This is a genomic window from Candidatus Pelagibacter sp. HIMB1782 (assembly GCF_052047475.1).
Taxonomy (GTDB): domain Bacteria; phylum Pseudomonadota; class Alphaproteobacteria; order Pelagibacterales; family Pelagibacteraceae; genus Pelagibacter.
Map to the genome: position 1 here is coordinate 381,095 of NZ_JBNAKE010000002.1, position 16,715 is coordinate 397,809.

The 16,715-nt window shown below is 28.3% G+C and carries 21 protein-coding genes and 5 tRNA genes; 16 read left to right on the forward strand and 10 right to left on the reverse strand.

Annotated features, from left to right (window positions below; genetic code table 11):
• Positions 1-3: 3 nt before the first annotated feature.
• Genes purS through sfsA form a run of 5 tightly spaced genes read right to left on the reverse strand, consistent with a single transcriptional unit; the run spans position 4 to position 3,785 of the window.
• A complete protein-coding gene (purS, locus tag ACTTAO_RS06570; RefSeq protein ID WP_262589074.1) occupies positions 4-246 on the reverse strand; it encodes a phosphoribosylformylglycinamidine synthase subunit PurS in 243 nt (80 codons plus the stop codon).
• A complete protein-coding gene (purC, locus tag ACTTAO_RS06575; RefSeq protein ID WP_440691542.1) occupies positions 243-1,028 on the reverse strand; it encodes a phosphoribosylaminoimidazolesuccinocarboxamide synthase in 786 nt (261 codons plus the stop codon). Before purC ends, purS begins: the two co-directional genes overlap by 4 nt.
• Positions 1,028-2,320 (reverse strand): adenylosuccinate lyase, encoded by a 1,293-nt coding sequence (gene purB / locus ACTTAO_RS06580; RefSeq protein ID WP_440691544.1) that lies wholly within the window; start codon positions 2,318-2,320, stop codon positions 1,028-1,030. Before purB ends, purC begins: the two co-directional genes overlap by 1 nt.
• 3 nt (positions 2,321-2,323) lie before the next feature.
• Positions 2,324-3,094, reverse strand: coding sequence for a type I methionyl aminopeptidase (gene map / locus ACTTAO_RS06585; RefSeq protein WP_440691545.1), 771 nt, complete (start codon positions 3,092-3,094; stop codon positions 2,324-2,326).
• Positions 3,087-3,785, reverse strand: coding sequence for a DNA/RNA nuclease SfsA (sfsA, locus tag ACTTAO_RS06590; protein WP_440691547.1), 699 nt, complete (start codon positions 3,783-3,785; stop codon positions 3,087-3,089). Before sfsA ends, map begins: the two co-directional genes overlap by 8 nt.
• 20 nt (positions 3,786-3,805) lie before the next feature.
• Between sfsA and ACTTAO_RS06595 the strand changes: the two genes are divergently transcribed.
• The 6 genes from ACTTAO_RS06595 (at position 3,806) to ACTTAO_RS06620 (ending at position 7,868) form a co-directional block, all read left to right on the forward strand.
• On the forward strand, positions 3,806-4,555 hold the full coding sequence (locus ACTTAO_RS06595; protein ID WP_440691549.1) for a competence/damage-inducible protein A: 750 nt from the start codon (positions 3,806-3,808) through the stop codon (positions 4,553-4,555).
• Positions 4,555-4,956: a gamma-glutamylcyclotransferase family protein gene (locus ACTTAO_RS06600; protein ID WP_440691551.1), complete on the forward strand. Its 402-nt coding sequence runs from the start codon at positions 4,555-4,557 to the stop codon at positions 4,954-4,956. The genes ACTTAO_RS06595 and ACTTAO_RS06600 overlap by 1 nt, the downstream gene beginning before the upstream one ends.
• A gap of 4 nt (positions 4,957-4,960) precedes the next feature.
• On the forward strand, positions 4,961-5,668 hold the full coding sequence (locus tag ACTTAO_RS06605; RefSeq protein WP_440691553.1) for a hypothetical protein: 708 nt from the start codon (positions 4,961-4,963) through the stop codon (positions 5,666-5,668).
• Positions 5,669-5,671: 3 nt separating this feature from the next.
• Positions 5,672-6,964 (forward strand): NAD(P)H-dependent oxidoreductase, encoded by a 1,293-nt coding sequence (locus tag ACTTAO_RS06610; RefSeq protein ID WP_440691555.1) that lies wholly within the window; start codon positions 5,672-5,674, stop codon positions 6,962-6,964.
• Between the two features lie 44 nt (positions 6,965-7,008).
• A tRNA-Leu gene (locus ACTTAO_RS06615) sits at positions 7,009-7,094 on the forward strand.
• 3 nt (positions 7,095-7,097) lie between these two features.
• A complete protein-coding gene (locus ACTTAO_RS06620) occupies positions 7,098-7,868 on the forward strand; it encodes an NAD kinase (RefSeq protein WP_440691557.1) in 771 nt (256 codons plus the stop codon).
• Positions 7,869-7,872: 4 nt separating this feature from the next.
• On the opposite strand, the gene ACTTAO_RS06625 is transcribed toward ACTTAO_RS06620, so the two are convergent.
• From ACTTAO_RS06625 to rlmB, 5 genes are all read right to left on the reverse strand, one after another.
• Positions 7,873-9,120 carry a DegT/DnrJ/EryC1/StrS family aminotransferase gene (locus ACTTAO_RS06625; RefSeq protein ID WP_440691559.1) on the reverse strand — a complete coding sequence of 416 codons (1,248 nt, stop codon included), beginning with the start codon at positions 9,118-9,120 and terminating at the stop codon, positions 7,873-7,875.
• 42 nt (positions 9,121-9,162) lie between these two features.
• A complete protein-coding gene (locus tag ACTTAO_RS06630) occupies positions 9,163-10,590 on the reverse strand; it encodes a hypothetical protein (protein ID WP_440691561.1) in 1,428 nt (475 codons plus the stop codon).
• 87 nt (positions 10,591-10,677) lie between these two features.
• A complete protein-coding gene (locus ACTTAO_RS06635) occupies positions 10,678-11,322 on the reverse strand; it encodes a hypothetical protein (RefSeq protein WP_440691563.1) in 645 nt (214 codons plus the stop codon).
• A gap of 88 nt (positions 11,323-11,410) precedes the next feature.
• Positions 11,411-11,486: transfer RNA gene (locus ACTTAO_RS06640), tRNA-Thr, on the reverse strand.
• A 33-nt stretch (positions 11,487-11,519) separates the two neighbouring features.
• Entirely contained in the window at positions 11,520-12,263 is a 744-nt protein-coding gene (rlmB, locus tag ACTTAO_RS06645) for a 23S rRNA (guanosine(2251)-2'-O)-methyltransferase RlmB (protein WP_440691565.1), read from the reverse strand.
• A gap of 130 nt (positions 12,264-12,393) precedes the next feature.
• On the opposite strand from rlmB, the gene ACTTAO_RS06650 reads away from it, so the two are divergent.
• From ACTTAO_RS06650 to rplL, 10 genes are all read left to right on the forward strand, one after another.
• Positions 12,394-12,479 (forward strand) — tRNA-Tyr (locus ACTTAO_RS06650).
• Positions 12,480-12,525: 46 nt separating this feature from the next.
• Positions 12,526-12,599 (forward strand) — tRNA-Gly (locus tag ACTTAO_RS06655).
• Between the two features lie 46 nt (positions 12,600-12,645).
• The gene (gene tuf, locus ACTTAO_RS06660; RefSeq protein ID WP_262589086.1) at positions 12,646-13,836 is read left to right on the forward strand and encodes an elongation factor Tu; all 1,191 of its coding nucleotides are present in this window, start codon (positions 12,646-12,648) and stop codon (positions 13,834-13,836) included.
• A 10-nt stretch (positions 13,837-13,846) separates the two neighbouring features.
• Positions 13,847-13,922, forward strand: a tRNA-Trp gene (locus tag ACTTAO_RS06665).
• Positions 13,923-13,939: 17 nt separating this feature from the next.
• Entirely contained in the window at positions 13,940-14,131 is a 192-nt protein-coding gene (gene secE, locus ACTTAO_RS06670; RefSeq protein ID WP_262589088.1) for a preprotein translocase subunit SecE, read from the forward strand.
• Complete coding sequence (gene nusG, locus ACTTAO_RS06675; RefSeq protein ID WP_262589089.1) at positions 14,131-14,661, forward strand: transcription termination/antitermination protein NusG; 531 nt, start codon at positions 14,131-14,133, stop codon at positions 14,659-14,661. Before secE ends, nusG begins: the two co-directional genes overlap by 1 nt.
• The gene (rplK, locus tag ACTTAO_RS06680) at positions 14,661-15,086 is read left to right on the forward strand and encodes a 50S ribosomal protein L11 (RefSeq protein WP_262589090.1); all 426 of its coding nucleotides are present in this window, start codon (positions 14,661-14,663) and stop codon (positions 15,084-15,086) included. The genes nusG and rplK overlap by 1 nt, the downstream gene beginning before the upstream one ends.
• Positions 15,086-15,775 (forward strand): 50S ribosomal protein L1, encoded by a 690-nt coding sequence (gene rplA, locus ACTTAO_RS06685; protein ID WP_440691567.1) that lies wholly within the window; start codon positions 15,086-15,088, stop codon positions 15,773-15,775. The genes rplK and rplA overlap by 1 nt, the downstream gene beginning before the upstream one ends.
• Positions 15,776-15,780: 5 nt before the next feature.
• Positions 15,781-16,299, forward strand: coding sequence for a 50S ribosomal protein L10 (rplJ, locus tag ACTTAO_RS06690; protein WP_440691569.1), 519 nt, complete (start codon positions 15,781-15,783; stop codon positions 16,297-16,299).
• A 6-nt stretch (positions 16,300-16,305) separates the two neighbouring features.
• A complete protein-coding gene (gene rplL / locus ACTTAO_RS06695; protein WP_262589092.1) occupies positions 16,306-16,671 on the forward strand; it encodes a 50S ribosomal protein L7/L12 in 366 nt (121 codons plus the stop codon).
• Positions 16,672-16,715 lie beyond the last annotated feature (44 nt).

The window sequence follows — 16,715 nt, forward strand, 5'->3', positions numbered from 1 at the left end:
TAATTACTTTAGATCAATAATTTTATAGTTTTCAATTACAAGATTGGCTAAAAGTTTTTTGCACATTTCTTCAACTTTATCTTTAGCTTTTTTTGGATCATTTTCTTTTGTATCAATTTCAAAATATTTACCTTGTCTAACTTCATTAACATCATCAAAGCCCATGCCATCTAAAGTTTGATGAATAACTTTACCTTGTGGATCTAAGACATCTTTTTTTAAAGTGATTACTACTGAGATTTTCATTTTTTCTTTCTCTTAACTGATGATAATTTTGTTACATTCACGGCACTCACATTAGATTGTTCATGTAAAATACCCAATCTTTTAGCAACTTCTGTGTAAGCTGGTATTAAATCACCTAAATCTTTTCTAAACCTGTCTTTATCAAGTTTTTTATCAGTAATACTGTCCCAAAGTCTGCATGTATCTGGGCTAATTTCATCTGCTAGTATTACTTCTTGCTTTCCATTAGATTTTAACCTTCCAAATTCTAGTTTGAAATCAATCAATTTAATTCCAACTCCTCTAAACATTCCAATCATAAAGTCATTAATTCTCAAAATCATTTTTTTGACTTTATCAATTTCGTTTTTGCTAGCCCAATCGAAAGCTATTATGTGCTCTTCTGCAATTAGAGGGTCACCTAATTTGTCATCTTTTAAGCAGTATTCAATTAATGGTTCTTTTAAAACAGTCCCATCCTCAATACCTAATCTTTTAGTGATAGATCCTGTTGCAACATTTCTTACAATAAATTCAATTGGAATTATCTCAACTAGTTTTATTATTTGTTCTCGCATATTTAATCTTTTCACTAAATGATTTTTAATTCCTATTTGAGATAAATTTGAGAGAATATGTTCAGATATTCTATTATTTAAAACTCCCTTACCTTCAATTGTAGTTTTCTTTTGATTATTGAATGCCGTCGCATCGTCTTTAAAATATTGAATAACTAAATTTTTATCATTTGTCGCATAAATGATTTTTGCTTTACCTTCGTATAGTCTTTTTCCTTTTTTCATTATTTAAAAACTCTTCTAAAGATCAAATTCACATTTTTAAAGTGTTTTGCGTAACTAAATATTGATTTAAGCCTTTTCGTTGTAATTTTACTCATAATAAACTTATCATTAGATATCACATCAAATAAGTTTAGGTTTTTTGCAAAACATTTTTTTGCATAAGATTGAACCATTCTGTAAGATTTTTCTCTACTTAAACCAGATTTAGTTAATTCTAGCATAACTTCTTGAGAGAAAATTAGGCCCTTTGTTATATTCAAGTTTTCTAACATTTTTTTAGGATAAACAATCATGTTGTCTAAAATACTTGTTAGTCTAACCAATGCAAAGTCTGTTGTAATATTTGCATCAGGACCAATGTTTCTTTCAACACTCGAGTGTGAAATGTCTCTCTCATGCCATAGTGCTATATTTTCTAAAGCTGGTATCACAGCACTTCTAACCATTCTAGCTAAACCAGTTAAGTTTTCACTTAAAATTGGATTTTTCTTATGAGGCATTGCAGATGATCCTTTTTGTTTTTTTGAAAAGTACTCTTGTAATTCATAAACTTCTGTTCTTTGTAAATGTCTTATCTCAATTGCAACTCTCTCAATTGAACCAGCAATAATTCCTAAAACTGAAAAATAAAATGCATGTCGATCTCTTGGTATAACTTGCGTTGAAATTGGCTCAACTTTTAAACCTAATTTTTTTGCGACATGTTTTTCTACATTAGGACTTATATTTGCAAAAGTTCCAACAGCTCCTGATATTGCACAGGTTGATACTTCATCTATTGCATCTTTAAGTCTTTTTCTGTTTCTTTTAAATTCCTGATAAAAAGATGCTAATTTTAATCCAAATGTAACTGGTTCAGCATGAATTCCATGACTCCTCCCCATACATGGAGTCATTTTGTATTTTTTTGCCTGCCTTTTAAGTACTTTTAAAATTTGGTCGATGTCTTTTAGTATTATTTTTCCAGATTGAACTAATTGAATATTAAAACTGGTATCAAGCACATCTGATGAAGTCATCCCTTGATGTAAATATCTTGCTTTAATTCCTGCTTTTTCTGTAACAGAGGTAAGAAAAGCTATAACATCATGTTTAACTTCAGATTCAATTTTATGTATTCTATTTACATTAATAACTGCTTTTTTTCTAACAATTGAAGCTACACCTCTTGGTATTTGACCAAGTTTTTCCATAGCCTCAGCAGCTGCAACTTCTACATCTAGCCAAATTTTATATTTATTTTCCTCTGACCAAATATCAGTTAGTTCTTTTCGAGAGTATCTTTTAATCATTAATTATAAGTATGGAGGCTTTGAATAACCTTTAGCAGATTCTGTAAAGATTTCATAACCATTTTCAGTAATTCCTAAAGTATGTTCAAATTGAGCTGATAAAGATTTATCTTTTGTGACAGCAGTCCAACCATCATTTAACATTTTAACATCATATTTACCTGAATTTATCATCGGCTCTATTGTAAAAGTCATTCCAGGTTTCAATTCTGGTCCTGAGTTTTTACTTCCATAATGTAAAATGTTTGGTGGTTCATGAAATGTTGTACTTATACCGTGACCACAAAAATCTCTAACAACAGAGTAACCTTTTTCTTCAACAAATGATTGAATTTCATAACCAATATCACCCAATTTAATTCCTGGCTTTAAAATTCGAATTGCTCTCATCATTGATTCGTAAGTAGCATCTATAAGATTATTCAATTTAATTGGTGTCTTGCCAATACAAAACATTCTACTGGTATCACCATAATGTTCTTCTACAATTGCAGTAACATCAACATTAACCGCATCACCATCTCTTAAAACTCTATCGGAAGGAATTCCATGACACACAACATGATTTAGTGAAGTACATAATGATTTTGTAAAACCTCTATAGTAGAGTGGAGCAGAGTGACCTCCATTATCTCTTATAAACTCATATCCCAATTTATCTATATAGTCTGTTGAGACACCTTCCTTAATATTATCAGTTAACATATCAAGTGTCCTTGCTGCTAAATCACCAGCAACTCTCATTTTTTCAAATTTTTCTTTATAATCACTCATCTAAAATTTTAAGTTTTTTATCTATAATAATTTTTTTTGAACTTATGTCACATCTATAAGCTAGAAAATTTACACCAGCTTTTTTAGCTTTTTTATAATTATTATAATATTCTTCGTCGATATCTTTAGCTATTTTAAAATATTTCATATTTTGAATTTGAACTAAAAATATCAGATAACATTTATAACCTTTATTTATGGCATCAATAAGAGTTAATAAGTGCTTAGATCCTCTCGAAGTAATAGCATCTGGAAACTCAGCAGTTTCTTTATCTCTAAATAAAGTAACATTCTTGACCTCAACAAAGCTTTTTTTATTTTTTTTTTCTAGCAAAAAATCAAATCTAGTTTCTTTATTAAAGAATACCTCTGGTTTTATTTTATCGTTATTCTTTAATTCTTTGATCAAATTATTTTCGATAGCATGATTTACTATCTTGTTAGCCATGTGAGTATTGACACCTACTAAATTTTTTCTTGATTTAATTATTTCAAGTCCAAACTTTAGCTTTCTCTTAGGATCATTATTTGGGAGTAAATAAACTTCATTACCTTCATCTAATAAACCCTTCATAGAACCTGTGTTGGGACAATGAGCTGTGACAATTTCTTTACCAAGTTTTATGTCGGCAAAAAACCTTTTGTAACGTTTGATTAGTTTGCCTTTTATTAAAGACTTGGTAAATTCCATTGGTAAATTATATATTTAATATGGATAAAAAAGCAAAATTTAAAGCTTCAATTTTAATTATTGGTAATGAAATTTTATCTGGAAGAACACAAGATACCAATACCTCAACATTAGCAACATGGTTAAATTCTATAGGGGTAAAAGTTGAGGAAGTTAGAGTAGTTCCCGATGTAGAAAATATTATAGTTGAAACACTAAATTTACTTAGATCAAAATATGATTATGTTTTTACAACTGGTGGTATTGGACCTACACATGATGATATAACAGCTCAATCGGTTTCAAAAGCATTTGGAATAAAATACGAAGTTCACAAAGAAGCTTTCAAAATTTTAGAAGAATATTATCAACCTGGAGAATTCAATGAGGGAAGACAAAAAATGGCATGGATGCCTGAAAATGCAAATCTTATTTTAAATCCAACAAGTGGCGCTCCAGGATTTAATGTTGAAAATGTTTATTCGCTACCAGGGATTCCTTCTATATTAAAATCTATGTTAGGTGGATTAACAAATAATATAGTTGGAGGTGAACCAATCAAAAGCTTAACTATAAGCCTAAGAACAGTTGAAAGTGAAATAGCAAGTTCATTAACAAAAGTACAAAATAATAATTTGGACGTAGAGATTGGCAGTTACCCATTTTTTCATGCTGGAAAACTAGGGGTGTCGATAGTAATTAGATCAGAAGATCAAAATAAAATTGATGATTGTAATTCGCAGATTTTAAAATTTGTAAATGAAAAAAAAATTGAGGTAGTTGAGCGCTAATGTTGTATTTTGCTTACGGTAGCAATCTTCATCATTTTCAAATGAAACGAAGATGCAAGGACAGTGTTTTTTTAAAAAAAATAAATCTAAAAGATTTTAGGTTAACATTTAGAAGCAAATATAGAGCGGCAGACATAGAACCAAAAAAAAATTCAATTGTACCTGGTGGATTATATGAAATTTCTAAAAGTGACGAAAAAAAATTAGATGTGTATGAAGATTTTCCAATTTTATATAAAAAATACTATTTCTATTATTATGGAAAAAAAGTCATGACTTATATAATGGTTAAAAAATCTTCATTTAAATTCCCAACTGAAAGATACTTAAATATTGTTAAAAGAGGATATAAAGATTGTAAACTTGATAACAAATTTTTAATTAAAGCATTAAAAAATTAATAAATTGATCAAATTAAATCAAAAATCAAAAAAATTATTACTCTTACAAAGGAATGAGCTTTTGACTGAAACTCAAAAATGGCTAAGAAAAAAGTTTGGTCGTTTTTTATTTACTAATTTATTAATAAATTATTTTCAAAATAAAAACTTAGAGCAAAATACAGAAAATTTATTTTTAACAGAGATTGAGACATTTAAAAAATATTTACCACATTCTGCAAAAAATATAATGGATGTTGGTTGTGGGTTAGGAATAATAAATATTTACTTAAATAGTATTTATGAAAAAAATACTACTTTTTTTTTAATGGATAAAAATCGAATTGATAAAAAAATAAAATATGGGTTTAGTTCAAATTATGAAAGTTATAATGACTTAAGTGAAACAAAAAATTTACTATTAAATAATGCAATTAACATAGAGCAAATTAACCTTTTTGATGTAGAAAAAACTATAAATATAGAGGAAAAAATAGACTTAGTTATTTCATTAAAGTCGATGGGTTACCATTATCCATTTGAATTATATTTAAAACTATTCAATATATGTTGTGACGAAAATACACTTTTTATATTTGATTTAAGTAAAGTTTATTTTGATCATAATGATTTACAAAAATATTTCAAAAAGATACAAATTATTTATCAAGAGGACAGCATACATCCTCTAAGAAGAGTAATTTGTAGTGGGTTTAAATGCGAAAATATTTAAGAAATGTTTTTACATACTAAATTAGAGGACAGTAAATATCCAATAAGAGTAGCTTTTATTGGATGTGGAAAATTTGTAAGTATGTTTTTATCTCAATATTCTAACTTAAATAAAATTAAAATTGATAGCATAGTTGATCTTAATACTGATCAAGCAAAAAAAAATTGTATAAGAAGTGGAGTAAGTGAAGAAGAGGTATCTAAAATTAATTTTTCAACTTCTCTTGATCAAATTATTGATAGAAATATTGAAATCTTTATTGAAGCAACAGGAAACCCAATTGTAGGTACTGTCCATGCAACAAAGATTTTAAAAGAAAAGAAACATTTGATTTTAGTTAATGTAGAGGCAGATATCACATGTGGAAAATATTTGTCAGATTTAGCTAAAGAAAATGGAGTTATTTGTTCGATGGCTTATGGTGACCAACCTTCATTAATTTTAGAGCAAATTGAATGGGCTAGACTTAATGGTTTTGAAGTTATTTGTGCTGGAAAGGGAACAAAATACCATCCAAGTTTTGAATATTCTACCCCCGATACAGTTTGGGGTCATTATGGCTTAACTAAAGAAAGGGCGGAGAATGAGTCAGGAATGAATCCTAAAATGTTTAATAGTTTTTTATGTGGCGATAAATCTGCAATTGAAATGTGTGCAGTAATCAACGCTGCTAATCTTAAATGTCCTTCCAACGGATTAACCTTTCCTCCAGTTGGGGTTTATGACATTGCAAAAAAATTAATACCAAAAAAAGATGGTGGATTAATTGATTTTGAAGGTCAAGTTGAAGTTATATCAAGTATTGATTTAAATAAAAAAGATATTCCCAATGACTTAAGGTGGGGTGTATACATTGTTATTAAGGCTCAAAATGAATATGTAAAAAATTGCTTTAAAGATTATGGTATGCTTACAGATTCTTCCGGAAACTACTCAGCAATATGGAGACCTTATCATTATATTGGTTTAGAACTTGCTCAGTCTATATATTCTATAGCGCTTGATAACAGAGCCACAGGTTATACGAAGAAATATAATGCAGATGTTGCAAGTGTTGCAAAAAAAGATTTAAAAGTCGGTGAAAAGCTCGATGGAGAAGGAGGGTTTTGTGCAAGAGGTAAATTAATTACATCTGAAAATTCAAAAAATGAAAAGGTATTGCCACTTGGTTTAACCGATAATGCAATATTGAAAAAAAATATAAGTAAAGATGAATTAATAAAAATTGGTGATGTTGAGCTTAATTTGCCAAAAGAAGTAATAGAAGCTAGAGATTACCAATACAATTTAATATAGTTGAGTTATAAATAATTGTGGATATAACAGTGAAATTCATTAATGCCCTCGTGGTGAAATTGGTAGACACAAAGGACTTAAAATCCTTGCCGCTTGCGGAGTGCCAGTTCGAGTCTGGCCGAGGGCACCATTAATGAACAAACTACAAATTATTTCTGATAAAAATAATAAATCCTTAAATATAAAAAATATTTTATTAAAAAAAATTAGTTCTAATAATTTTCAAAACAAAAATTTAACTATTGTTATTGGAGGCGATGGTTTTATGCTCCAAACTCTTAAAAGAAACAAAAATTCAAATAAATTTTTCTATGGGATTAATTCAGGAAACTATGGTTTTCTAATGAATAAATTTTCCTCAAAAGATATTATAAAAAATCTTTCCAAAGCAAATGTGGTTTCAATTTCTCCTTTAGAAATGATTGTAAGAAATAAAAATAATCAAATCAAAAAATCTATAGCGATTAATGAAGTTTCCGTATTAAGACAAAGCAGACAAGCAGCTTCGTTATCAATTAAACAAGGTTCTAGACAAATTATAAAAAAATTAGTTTCCGATGGAGTTTTGGTGTCTACACCTGCTGGAAGCACTGCTTACAATTTATCTGTCCATGGACCCATCTTAAGTCTTCATTCAAAAAAACTATCCATATCTCCAATTAGCGCATTTAGACCTAGAAGGTGGAAGGGTAAAATAGTTAATGATAAATCTACAATTGTTATCACAAATCTAAATCCTTCAAAAAGACCTATAAGTGCTGTAGCAGATAATTTAGAAGTAAGAAATGCTAAGTCAATTATAGTAAAAATTAACAACAAAATTAAGTTTAATCTTCTTTATGATAAAAATAGAAGTCTACAAAAAAAAATTAAAATTGAACAATTAAGAAAAGAAACAAATTAAAATTTTAATTTATTAACTTTGAATTATTTATATATTTAATAATAGTATAGAGATATTTTTTCGATAAAGATGGATATGTAGGTAAAATAATTATATTATCAATGTATCTTTCAAGATTAATTAGTCTTTTCCTAGCATATTTTTTAAAAAAATTAATACTAGCACAGTTTCTATAATAATATTTTGAAGCATCTATATTGTTTCTCATTAGGTCGTTATAAAAATTGTCTTTATCAATAAGAAGAGGAAAGTTTAAAAAACAATCATATTTATATTTTATAGATCTAGTAATATTTTGTTTTAAATTTTTTTTTAGTTTGTTAATAAAAATGTTAGTATTTTTTAATCTTATTTTTCTATTTTTTTTAACCTGAGGTATTTGTCGAATTATCTCTTTTAATTGAAAAATTGATAATTTTTTTTTCATGTTATTTGAAAACTTCTTTCGTAAAAAGGGATTTGGATCATTTTTGGCCATTTGTTTAATGAAATTAATATTATTTAAAAAGCCAAATTTAAAAATAGGGAATGTAAAATAATTAAAAATTTTAATTTGTGTTAAAACTTTAAATTTTATTCCTTTTAAAAACACGGGAAATAAATCTAGTCTAGAAATATGCTCCCACTTATTAATTTCATTTTCAATTTGAAGTGATATTTTTTTCGACTTAACATAAATTCCACCACCGTTAAATGAACTAATAAATTTAAATAAACCAAAACTAAATATAGCAAAGTCTGGATAAAATGAATTTCTTTTATTTCCAATTGAAATTGCATTGTCTTCAATAATTTTTATTTTTTTTAATTTACATAATTTATAAATTTTTTTATGTTCTGGGTTTGTATTGTGATAGTTTGTTAAAATTATTGCTGCTGTATCATAAGTGATATTAGATTTTATTTCTTCATAAGTTGGGTGTGGAGAATATTTTTTAGAATCTATAAATACAGGAATGCCGCCGCCAAGTTTAATCATATTGATCATATCAAATATTGTAAATGGACAAATTAATATTTTCTTTTTTTTTTCTGTGACACAATATTTAACTGCAAAGTAACACCCCATTCTTCCCATCGACAAAGGAATTAAATTTCTATATCCAAATAAAATAAAAAACTTTTTTTTTAGTTTTTTTATAATTTCGATTTCTTTTTCACTCTTATTTAATTTATTTAGACTATTAAAAATTAAACATTTGAATAAACCAAAAAAATTTAAATCATATAATTTTTGTCTTGGAAAAATCATTAGAATTTTACAATTTATTTTAAATTATTTATTTGAGCAATTCTATAAATCAAAATTTTTTTTTGCCAACATATTTGCATAAGCCATTATCGATAATGTTGGAGAGTAACTTGGTATATAATTCCATAAAGTGGAATCATTTAATACAATATCTTTAAAAATCTCTTTTTTTTTATTATCAAAAATATTTTTTTTAAAAAAATCTTTTCCTGAATAATGTGCACTTGTTATAGGTCTGTGAAAATATTTTATTGGAATAAATAAGTTTTTTTTATTTAATCCTTCATTAAATTTATCGAATACAGTTTCTTCATATTTTTCTTTATTGGTGTCATTTTGAATATTTGAGTTTGCGTCAAACTCTTTAATGATAGAATTTTCATCATTAGAAAATACAGTAACAAATAAAATTCGATTTAATAAAAAGTTGTAAAATACTCTATCCAATGAAAACAAATATTTTGGCAACATAGATCTTATTAAATGTTTATTTGGTGGGTATATCTGTAAAGTAGCAAAATCTTTAAAATTATTTTTAATATTGATTATTTCATTTGTTAATTCAAAGTATCTTTTTTCATTTGGCAAATTACCCAAATAAATAATTGGAAAAATAAAACTATAACTATCTTTGACCTTTATAGTATTTGAGTTTAGTTCCAAATTTTGATTAATTATTCTTTGAGAATTAAATGGACCTAAATTTATAAAAATTTTATCAAATTTTTTTTTTTCAGTATCAAAGAAAATGATTTTTTTATCAAAATCAATTTTTTTAATATCATAATTTATTATTTTATTTTTTTTTATTTTTTTGAAATAATTTAGGGTAGAAAATATTGAATGAAGTTTACAACATCCCGCCAAGCAATAGCATTGGCCGTCGTTGTTTTTTTCTTCTTGCATTGCCACTGAATTAGTTCCGTATACCCATTCAGATGAGTTGGTAAAATTACTTTCTAATAAATTTACTAGATTATTTTTTTCTATTTTGGGTTTATTTGCTAATTCGTATAATAATGTATTTTTAAAATTCTCAGAAGGTCTTGTTATTGGAATTAATTTTGAGATTGAGATGTACGCTCTATCTAAATTGTCAGATTTGTCACAAATTTTTGAAACGGAAGCCTCATCAAAAATTTGTAAAATTCCACCCCAGAATTGAGTCAAACCATATTGATAATTACTATCTGCAATTTTTGAAAAATCATCACCAATAAAATTATAGCTTGATCCATAATTATTTTTTTTTTTTAATATTTCAGAATCACTAATTTTTTTTAATTCTTTGTAATATTTACTGATATTATTTTCGTTAATGTTTTGATTAAGTTCTTTTGATGAAATTTTATTTTTTTTAAATGGAGAATTAAAAATTGTTATATCAAATGTTTCATTATAATTTTCAAATGCAGAATAGGTTCCAAAGCCTGATGCACCAGCTCCTAAAATTGCAATTTTTGTTTTCATAATTATTTAAAATAATATCTATTTATTTATATTTTAAAATTAAGATTAATCTTTTATATTTTGAAATAAATAAATTAATTAATTTGTTTAAATATTAATGTTAGTAAAAATTTGAATACCTTTTTTTTTAAAAGGGATTAATTCATAAATAAGTCTGAAATTCTCAATTTTTTTGATTTTATAATTCACAAGCACACATATCACGTTTCTCTTATTTTTTTGAGATTTCAAAATTTTTAAAACTAGATTTATTTCAAATGGTTCGTAAAAATATAAAATTAAATTATTGTTTGTTAAATATTTAGTTATATTTTGCTTTCTTATATCAAAATTTAAAAAACGCTGTTTTTTTTTATCAATAAGGTATTTTTTGTAATTTTTTATAATATCAATACCAGTCGTTTTTACTTTTTTTAAATAAAAAAAATTTATGACCCTGCAAGATCCGCATCCAAAATCATAAAGATGATAACTTTTAATATCATAGTTAATTAAAATTTTTTTATAAATTAAACTTATAAAATAATAAGGAGTTGGTGAAGATGGAGAGTTGTAAATTTTTTGATTTTTTTCAACACGTTTTCTATTGTGGCTTTCATCCATATAAACATTTTTTTGATTAAATCTAAGGTAATAGAACAGTTCGTATATTAATATTTTTACAAATATAGTTAAGCCATAAAGTTTGATAATTCTTATTAAGCCTTGAAGTATTTTTTTAAACTCTTTCACTATGATATTATTAAATAAATTATTTATAAAAGATATTTATTAATCAGATTATATTAATATTAAGGATTTAAATCTTTATGAGTTTTAGTGGTGCCCCCGCACGGATTCGAACCGCGGACCTATTGATTACAAATCAATTGCTCTACCAACTGAGCTACAAGGGCTTGCGCAATAATTATTAATTATTTGTTAAATAATCAACTCTTTTTTTTTAAATAACTTAAATGATGAAACACTATTGCTGCACTATTTGATATATTCAAACTTTCTATCTCTTCATTGATGTCAATTTTGACAAAAAAGTCTGCATATTTTCCAGTGTGTTGCCTCATTCCAAATCCTTCTGATCCAAAAAGTAAAATATTATTTCCCTCCCATTTGATATCTGTAAAATCCTTTTGGCCCTTTGAATCAAAACCATAAACCCAAAAATTTTTTTCTCTTAAATTTTTTAGGGTAGAATTAATATTTGAAACTTCAAAAATATTTACATGCTCCATACATCCGCTCGCTGATTTATACATTAGTTTACTATCCTTTGGAAAATGTCTCTCTTTAATTATTACACCATCAATTTTAAAAGATGCTGCACTTCTAATGAGTGAACCTATATTTCTTGGATCAGTAACTTCATCCAAACATACAAAGGTTAAATTATTTTTTTCTTTAACAAATTCTTTTAATTCTGGTTGATCTAAATGTTCAATCTCAGCAACATATCCGTTATGCATTAATTGTTCTTTTGATGAGTATTTGTCTAACTCTTTTTTTGATTTAAAATAGACTTTTACCTCTTCAAGAAGATTTTTATTTGGATTTTTTCTATGAATATTTTTTTTAGCATCCTCTGTTAAAAACACTCTTAAAACTTTTCTTTTTGGATTACGTAATGCTTCCATTACCGCATGTTGACCAACAATAAAAAAAGATGATTTATTCATAAAATTATGATGTGTTTTACACGTTTTTTAATAGTTTTTCTTAATAAATCACGTGTTGCATTTGGATAAATAAAATATATAAAACGCATGTTATTTGAAGCTATATTGAACAAGGGGACACTTCCCCAAAGGAGGGGTTCCAGAGCGGTCAAATGGGGCGGGCTGTAAACCCGTTGACTTCGGTCTTCGAAAGTTCGAATCTTTCCCCCTCCACCATTTAATATAATTTTAAATAACAATGGAGTGTTACTCTTGGGGTTGTGCGGGTGTAGTTCAATGGTAGAACGCTAGCCTTCCAAGCTGGATGTAAGGGTTCGATTCCCTTTACCCGCTCCAAGAAATTAAAGTAAGAAACAAAAAAAAAAACTGAGGTTAAAAAGAAATGTCAAAAGAAAAATTCGTACGAAGTAAACCCCACTGTAACATTGGGACTATTGGTCATGTCGACCATGGTAAAACAACTCTTACTGCAGCTATAACAAATGTATTAGCTGAAGCTGGCGGTGGAACAGCTGTAGCATACGATCAAATCGATAAAGCTCCAGAGGAAAAAGAGAGAGGAATTACAATTTCAACAGCACACGTTGAATATGAAACTGAAAAAAGACACTATGCTCACGTAGACTGTCCTGGTCACGCTGACTATGTAAAAAATATGATTACTGGTGCAGCACAAATGGATGGAGCAATATTAGTTGTTAATGCAGCTGATGGTCCTATGCCACAAACAAGAGAACATATTCTTTTAGGAAGACAAGTTGGTATTCCAGCAATTGTTGTTTACTTAAATAAAGTAGACCAAGTTGATGATAAAGATATGATTGAACTTGTAGAAGAAGAAATTAGAGAACTTTTAACTTCATACAAATATCCTGGAGATACAACTCCAATCGTTAAAGGTTCGGCTTTAGCAGCAGTTGAAAAAAGAGATGATGAAATTGGAAAAAATTCAATTTTAGAATTAATGAAAGCTGTTGATGAACATATTCCGCAACCAGCTAGAGAAGTTGACAAACCATTCTTGATGCCAGTTGAGGACGTATTTTCAATTTCAGGAAGAGGAACAGTTGCAACTGGAAGAGTAGAATCCGGTGTAATTAAAACTGGTGAAGAAGTTGAAATAGTTGGAATTAAAGAAACAAAAAAATCAGTGTGTACTGGAGTAGAAATGTTTAGAAAACTTTTAGACTCTGGTGAAGCTGGTGATAACGTAGGAATTTTATTGAGAGGTATTGAAAGAACTGACATTGAAAGAGGTCAAGTTCTTTGTAAGCCTGGATCAATAACTCCTCATACTAAATTTGAAGCTCAAGCCTATATTCTTAAAAAAGACGAGGGTGGAAGACACACTCCTTTTTTTACTAAATATAGACCGCAGTTTTATTTTAGAACAACAGACGTAACAGGAGAAGTAGAATTACCAGCAGGTACTGAAATGGTTATGCCAGGTGATGATGCTAAGTTCACTGTTAAATTGATTACACCTATTGCAATGGCAGAAAAATTAAACTTTGCTATTAGAGAAGGTGGTAGAACTGTTGGAGCAGGAGTAGTAACTAAAATTATAGAGTAACTCTATAAATAGGAGTGTAGCTCAATTGGTAGAGCGCCGGTCTCCAAAACCGGAGGCTGAGGGTTCGAGTCCCTCCGCTCCTGCCAATTAGAGCTAAAAAATTATGAAGAACCCGATTAAATTTATACAGGAAGTAAAACAAGAGGCTTTTAAAGTAACTTGGCCTACTTGGAAAGAAACTTTGCAAGGTGCCTTAATGGTATTCGTCATGGCGGTTGTAATGTCTTTATTTTTTCTTTTATTAGATCAGGTTCTTAAATTCTTCTTAGAATTGTTGTTAAAGGTGAGTATCTAATGAAAAATTGGTATATTGTTCAATCACACTCCAGTTTTGAGAATAAAGTTGCTTCATTAATTAAGGAAGAAGCGGATAAGGCTAAAATAAGTGAGAAATTCGAGGAAATTATAGTTCCAACTCACGATGTTACAGAAGTTAAAAGAGGAAAAAGAATCCAAAGAAAAAAGAAATATTTTCCTGGATACGTACTGATTAAAAGTGAAATGGATAACAACATTTATCATATGATCAAAGGAATAAAGAGAGTAAGTGGTTTCCTTGGATCAAAAGGCATTCCAGTGCCTGTTTCTGATAAGGAAGTTGAGAAGATTTTAGGCCAAATTAAAGATGGTGTGGCTCAACCAAAATCTGGTATAGATTACAGCGTTGGTGAAAAAGTTCAGGTTGTTGATGGTCCATTTGCATCATTTAATGGAATGATTGAAGAAATTGATGAAGAAAAAGCTAGACTTAAGGTGTCAGTTTCTATATTTGGTCGTCCAACACCGGTAGATTTAGAATATAACCAAGTTGAGAAAGTAAGTTAATGGCAAAAGAAATAAGTGGATTTATAAAGTTACAAATTAAAGGCGGACAAGCTAATCCAGCTCCTCCTGTTGGCCCTGCTTTAGGTCAACGTGGAGTTAATATAATGGAATTTTGTAAAGCATTTAATGACAAAACAAAATCTATGGCTGGAAAACCTGTTCCAGTTGAAATTACTGTTTATAAAGATAAAAAATTTGATTTTAAAATTAAATCACCACCAGCATCTTTTTATATTAAAGAAGCTGTTAAATTAAAAGGTGGATCAAAAGAGCCAGGGAGAAATATTGTAGCTTCAATTTCAAAAAAACAATTAGAAGATATTGCTAAAGAAAAAATGAATGATTTAAATGCCCACGATATAAATGAAGCAGTAAAAATTATTGCAGGTTCAGCTAGATCAATGGGTATAGAGGTGAAAGAATAATGGCTTCAAAAAGATATAAAAAATTGCCAGAAAAAACTAAAGACTTAAATGCAGAGTCTATTGAAAAATTATTACCTGAACTGAAAAAAAACTGCACAGCAAAATTTGATGAAGCTCTAGATTTAAGTTTTCAAATAAATAACAAACAAAAGAAAAGTGAAGTCAACATTAGAACTGTTGTAAATCTTCCAGGAGGAACAGGCAAGAAAGTAAAAGTTGCTGTTGTTTGTGAAGATAATAAAGCTCAAGAAGCAAAAGATGCAGGCGCAGATATTGTTGGAGGAGATGAATTTGTTGAACAAATAAAAGGTGGAGATTTAAATTTTGAAAAATTAATTTGTACACCAGGAATGATGATTAAACTTTCGAAATTAGGAAAAGTTTTAGGTCCAAAAGGATTAATGCCAAATCCAAAACTTGGTTCAGTATCTGAAAATATTAAACAAGCAGTTACTGATGCAAAATCAGGACAAGTTGAAATTAGAAATGATAAAGATGGAAACATTGGTGTAAGTATTGGAAAAAAATCATTCAGTGATGATCAATTATTAAAAAATTACAATGCAATAATAGATGCACTAGAAAAGGAAAAGTCTAACAACACTCTAAAAGGAGATTTAATAAAAGGCGTGTTTGCAACTTCTACAATGGGTGTTTCTTACAAAGTTAAATTAGGAAAATCGATATAGTTATGATGAACAAAGAACAAAAGAAAAATTATATTGAAGAAATGACCTCTAAATTTGAGAGTAGTAAAGCTGTTATGGTTACACACTATCAAGGCTTAACAATGACTCAATTAGATGATTTAAGAGCAAAAATGAGAGAGCATGGAATTGTCTTTAAGATCACTAAAAACAGAATTACAAAATTAGCGTTGGAAAAGACTAAGTGTAAAGATTTATCAAATCTTTTCACAGGTCCAACAGCAGTTGCATTTGGTGAAGATGCAATAATGTCCGCAAGAATATTGTCTAAATTTGCTAAAGATAATGAGAATCTTAAATTGATTGGTGGAATAATGGATGATGAGGTCTTAGATCAGGCCGGTGTCCAAAACGTTGCTAATTTACCTACACTAGATGAAGCAAGAGCCAATATTGTGGGTATTTTAAACGCTCCAGCCTCAAAATTAATTAGTATTTTGCTTGCACATTCGGAAAAAATGAGTAGTTTGTCCGCAGAAAATTCTGAAACACAACCCAAAGAGTAGAAAAATATGCCTGACCTAAATAAAATTATAGAAGACTTATCAAGTTTGACTGTTGCTGAAGCAGCTGAACTTTCAAAACAGTTAGAAGAAAAGTGGGGTGTAACTCCAATGGCAGCAGCAGCTCCAGCAGCAGCAGGTGGTGCAGCTCCAGCAGAAGAAAAGGATGATTTCACTATCATGTTAGTTTCTGCAGGTGATAAAAAAATTAATGTTATCAAAGAAGTAAGAGCAGCTACTTCATTAGGTTTAAAAGAAGCAAAAGATCTTGTAGAGGGAGCACCAAAAGAAGTTAAATCTGGTGTTAACAAAAAAGATGCCGAAGAGATCAAAGCTAAGTTAGAAGCTGCTGGCGCAAAAGTAGAACTTAAATAAATTAAATAGAAAGAATTCAAATACTGATTATTTTTAATCAGTAT

Bases quoted from the DNA above. Each gene is read 5' to 3' on its own strand.
- purS (WP_262589074.1), bottom strand. From the start codon at position 246: ATGAAAATCTCAGTAGTAATCACTTTAAAAAAAGATGTCTTAGATCCA.
- rplA (WP_440691567.1), top strand. From the start codon at position 15,086: ATGGCTTCAAAAAGATATAAAAAATTGCCAGAAAAAACTAAAGACTTA.
- ACTTAO_RS06620 (WP_440691557.1), top strand. From the start codon at position 7,098: ATGAACAAACTACAAATTATTTCTGATAAAAATAATAAATCCTTAAAT.
- ACTTAO_RS06625 (WP_440691559.1), bottom strand. From the start codon at position 9,120: ATGATTTTTCCAAGACAAAAATTATATGATTTAAATTTTTTTGGTTTA.
- purB (WP_440691544.1), bottom strand. From the start codon at position 2,320: ATGATTAAAAGATACTCTCGAAAAGAACTAACTGATATTTGGTCAGAG.
- rlmB (WP_440691565.1), bottom strand. From the start codon at position 12,263: ATGAATAAATCATCTTTTTTTATTGTTGGTCAACATGCGGTAATGGAA.
- rplL (WP_262589092.1), top strand. From the start codon at position 16,306: ATGCCTGACCTAAATAAAATTATAGAAGACTTATCAAGTTTGACTGTT.
- sfsA (WP_440691547.1), bottom strand. From the start codon at position 3,785: ATGGAATTTACCAAGTCTTTAATAAAAGGCAAACTAATCAAACGTTAC.
- nusG (WP_262589089.1), top strand. From the start codon at position 14,131: ATGAAAAATTGGTATATTGTTCAATCACACTCCAGTTTTGAGAATAAA.
- ACTTAO_RS06595 (WP_440691549.1), top strand. From the start codon at position 3,806: ATGGATAAAAAAGCAAAATTTAAAGCTTCAATTTTAATTATTGGTAAT.
- tuf (WP_262589086.1), top strand. From the start codon at position 12,646: ATGTCAAAAGAAAAATTCGTACGAAGTAAACCCCACTGTAACATTGGG.
- map (WP_440691545.1), bottom strand. From the start codon at position 3,094: ATGAGTGATTATAAAGAAAAATTTGAAAAAATGAGAGTTGCTGGTGAT.
- ACTTAO_RS06630 (WP_440691561.1), bottom strand. From the start codon at position 10,590: ATGAAAACAAAAATTGCAATTTTAGGAGCTGGTGCATCAGGCTTTGGA.
- purC (WP_440691542.1), bottom strand. From the start codon at position 1,028: ATGAAAAAAGGAAAAAGACTATACGAAGGTAAAGCAAAAATCATTTAT.
- secE (WP_262589088.1), top strand. From the start codon at position 13,940: ATGAAGAACCCGATTAAATTTATACAGGAAGTAAAACAAGAGGCTTTT.
- ACTTAO_RS06610 (WP_440691555.1), top strand. From the start codon at position 5,672: ATGTTTTTACATACTAAATTAGAGGACAGTAAATATCCAATAAGAGTA.
- ACTTAO_RS06600 (WP_440691551.1), top strand. From the start codon at position 4,555: ATGTTGTATTTTGCTTACGGTAGCAATCTTCATCATTTTCAAATGAAA.
- rplJ (WP_440691569.1), top strand. From the start codon at position 15,781: ATGAACAAAGAACAAAAGAAAAATTATATTGAAGAAATGACCTCTAAA.
- rplK (WP_262589090.1), top strand. From the start codon at position 14,661: ATGGCAAAAGAAATAAGTGGATTTATAAAGTTACAAATTAAAGGCGGA.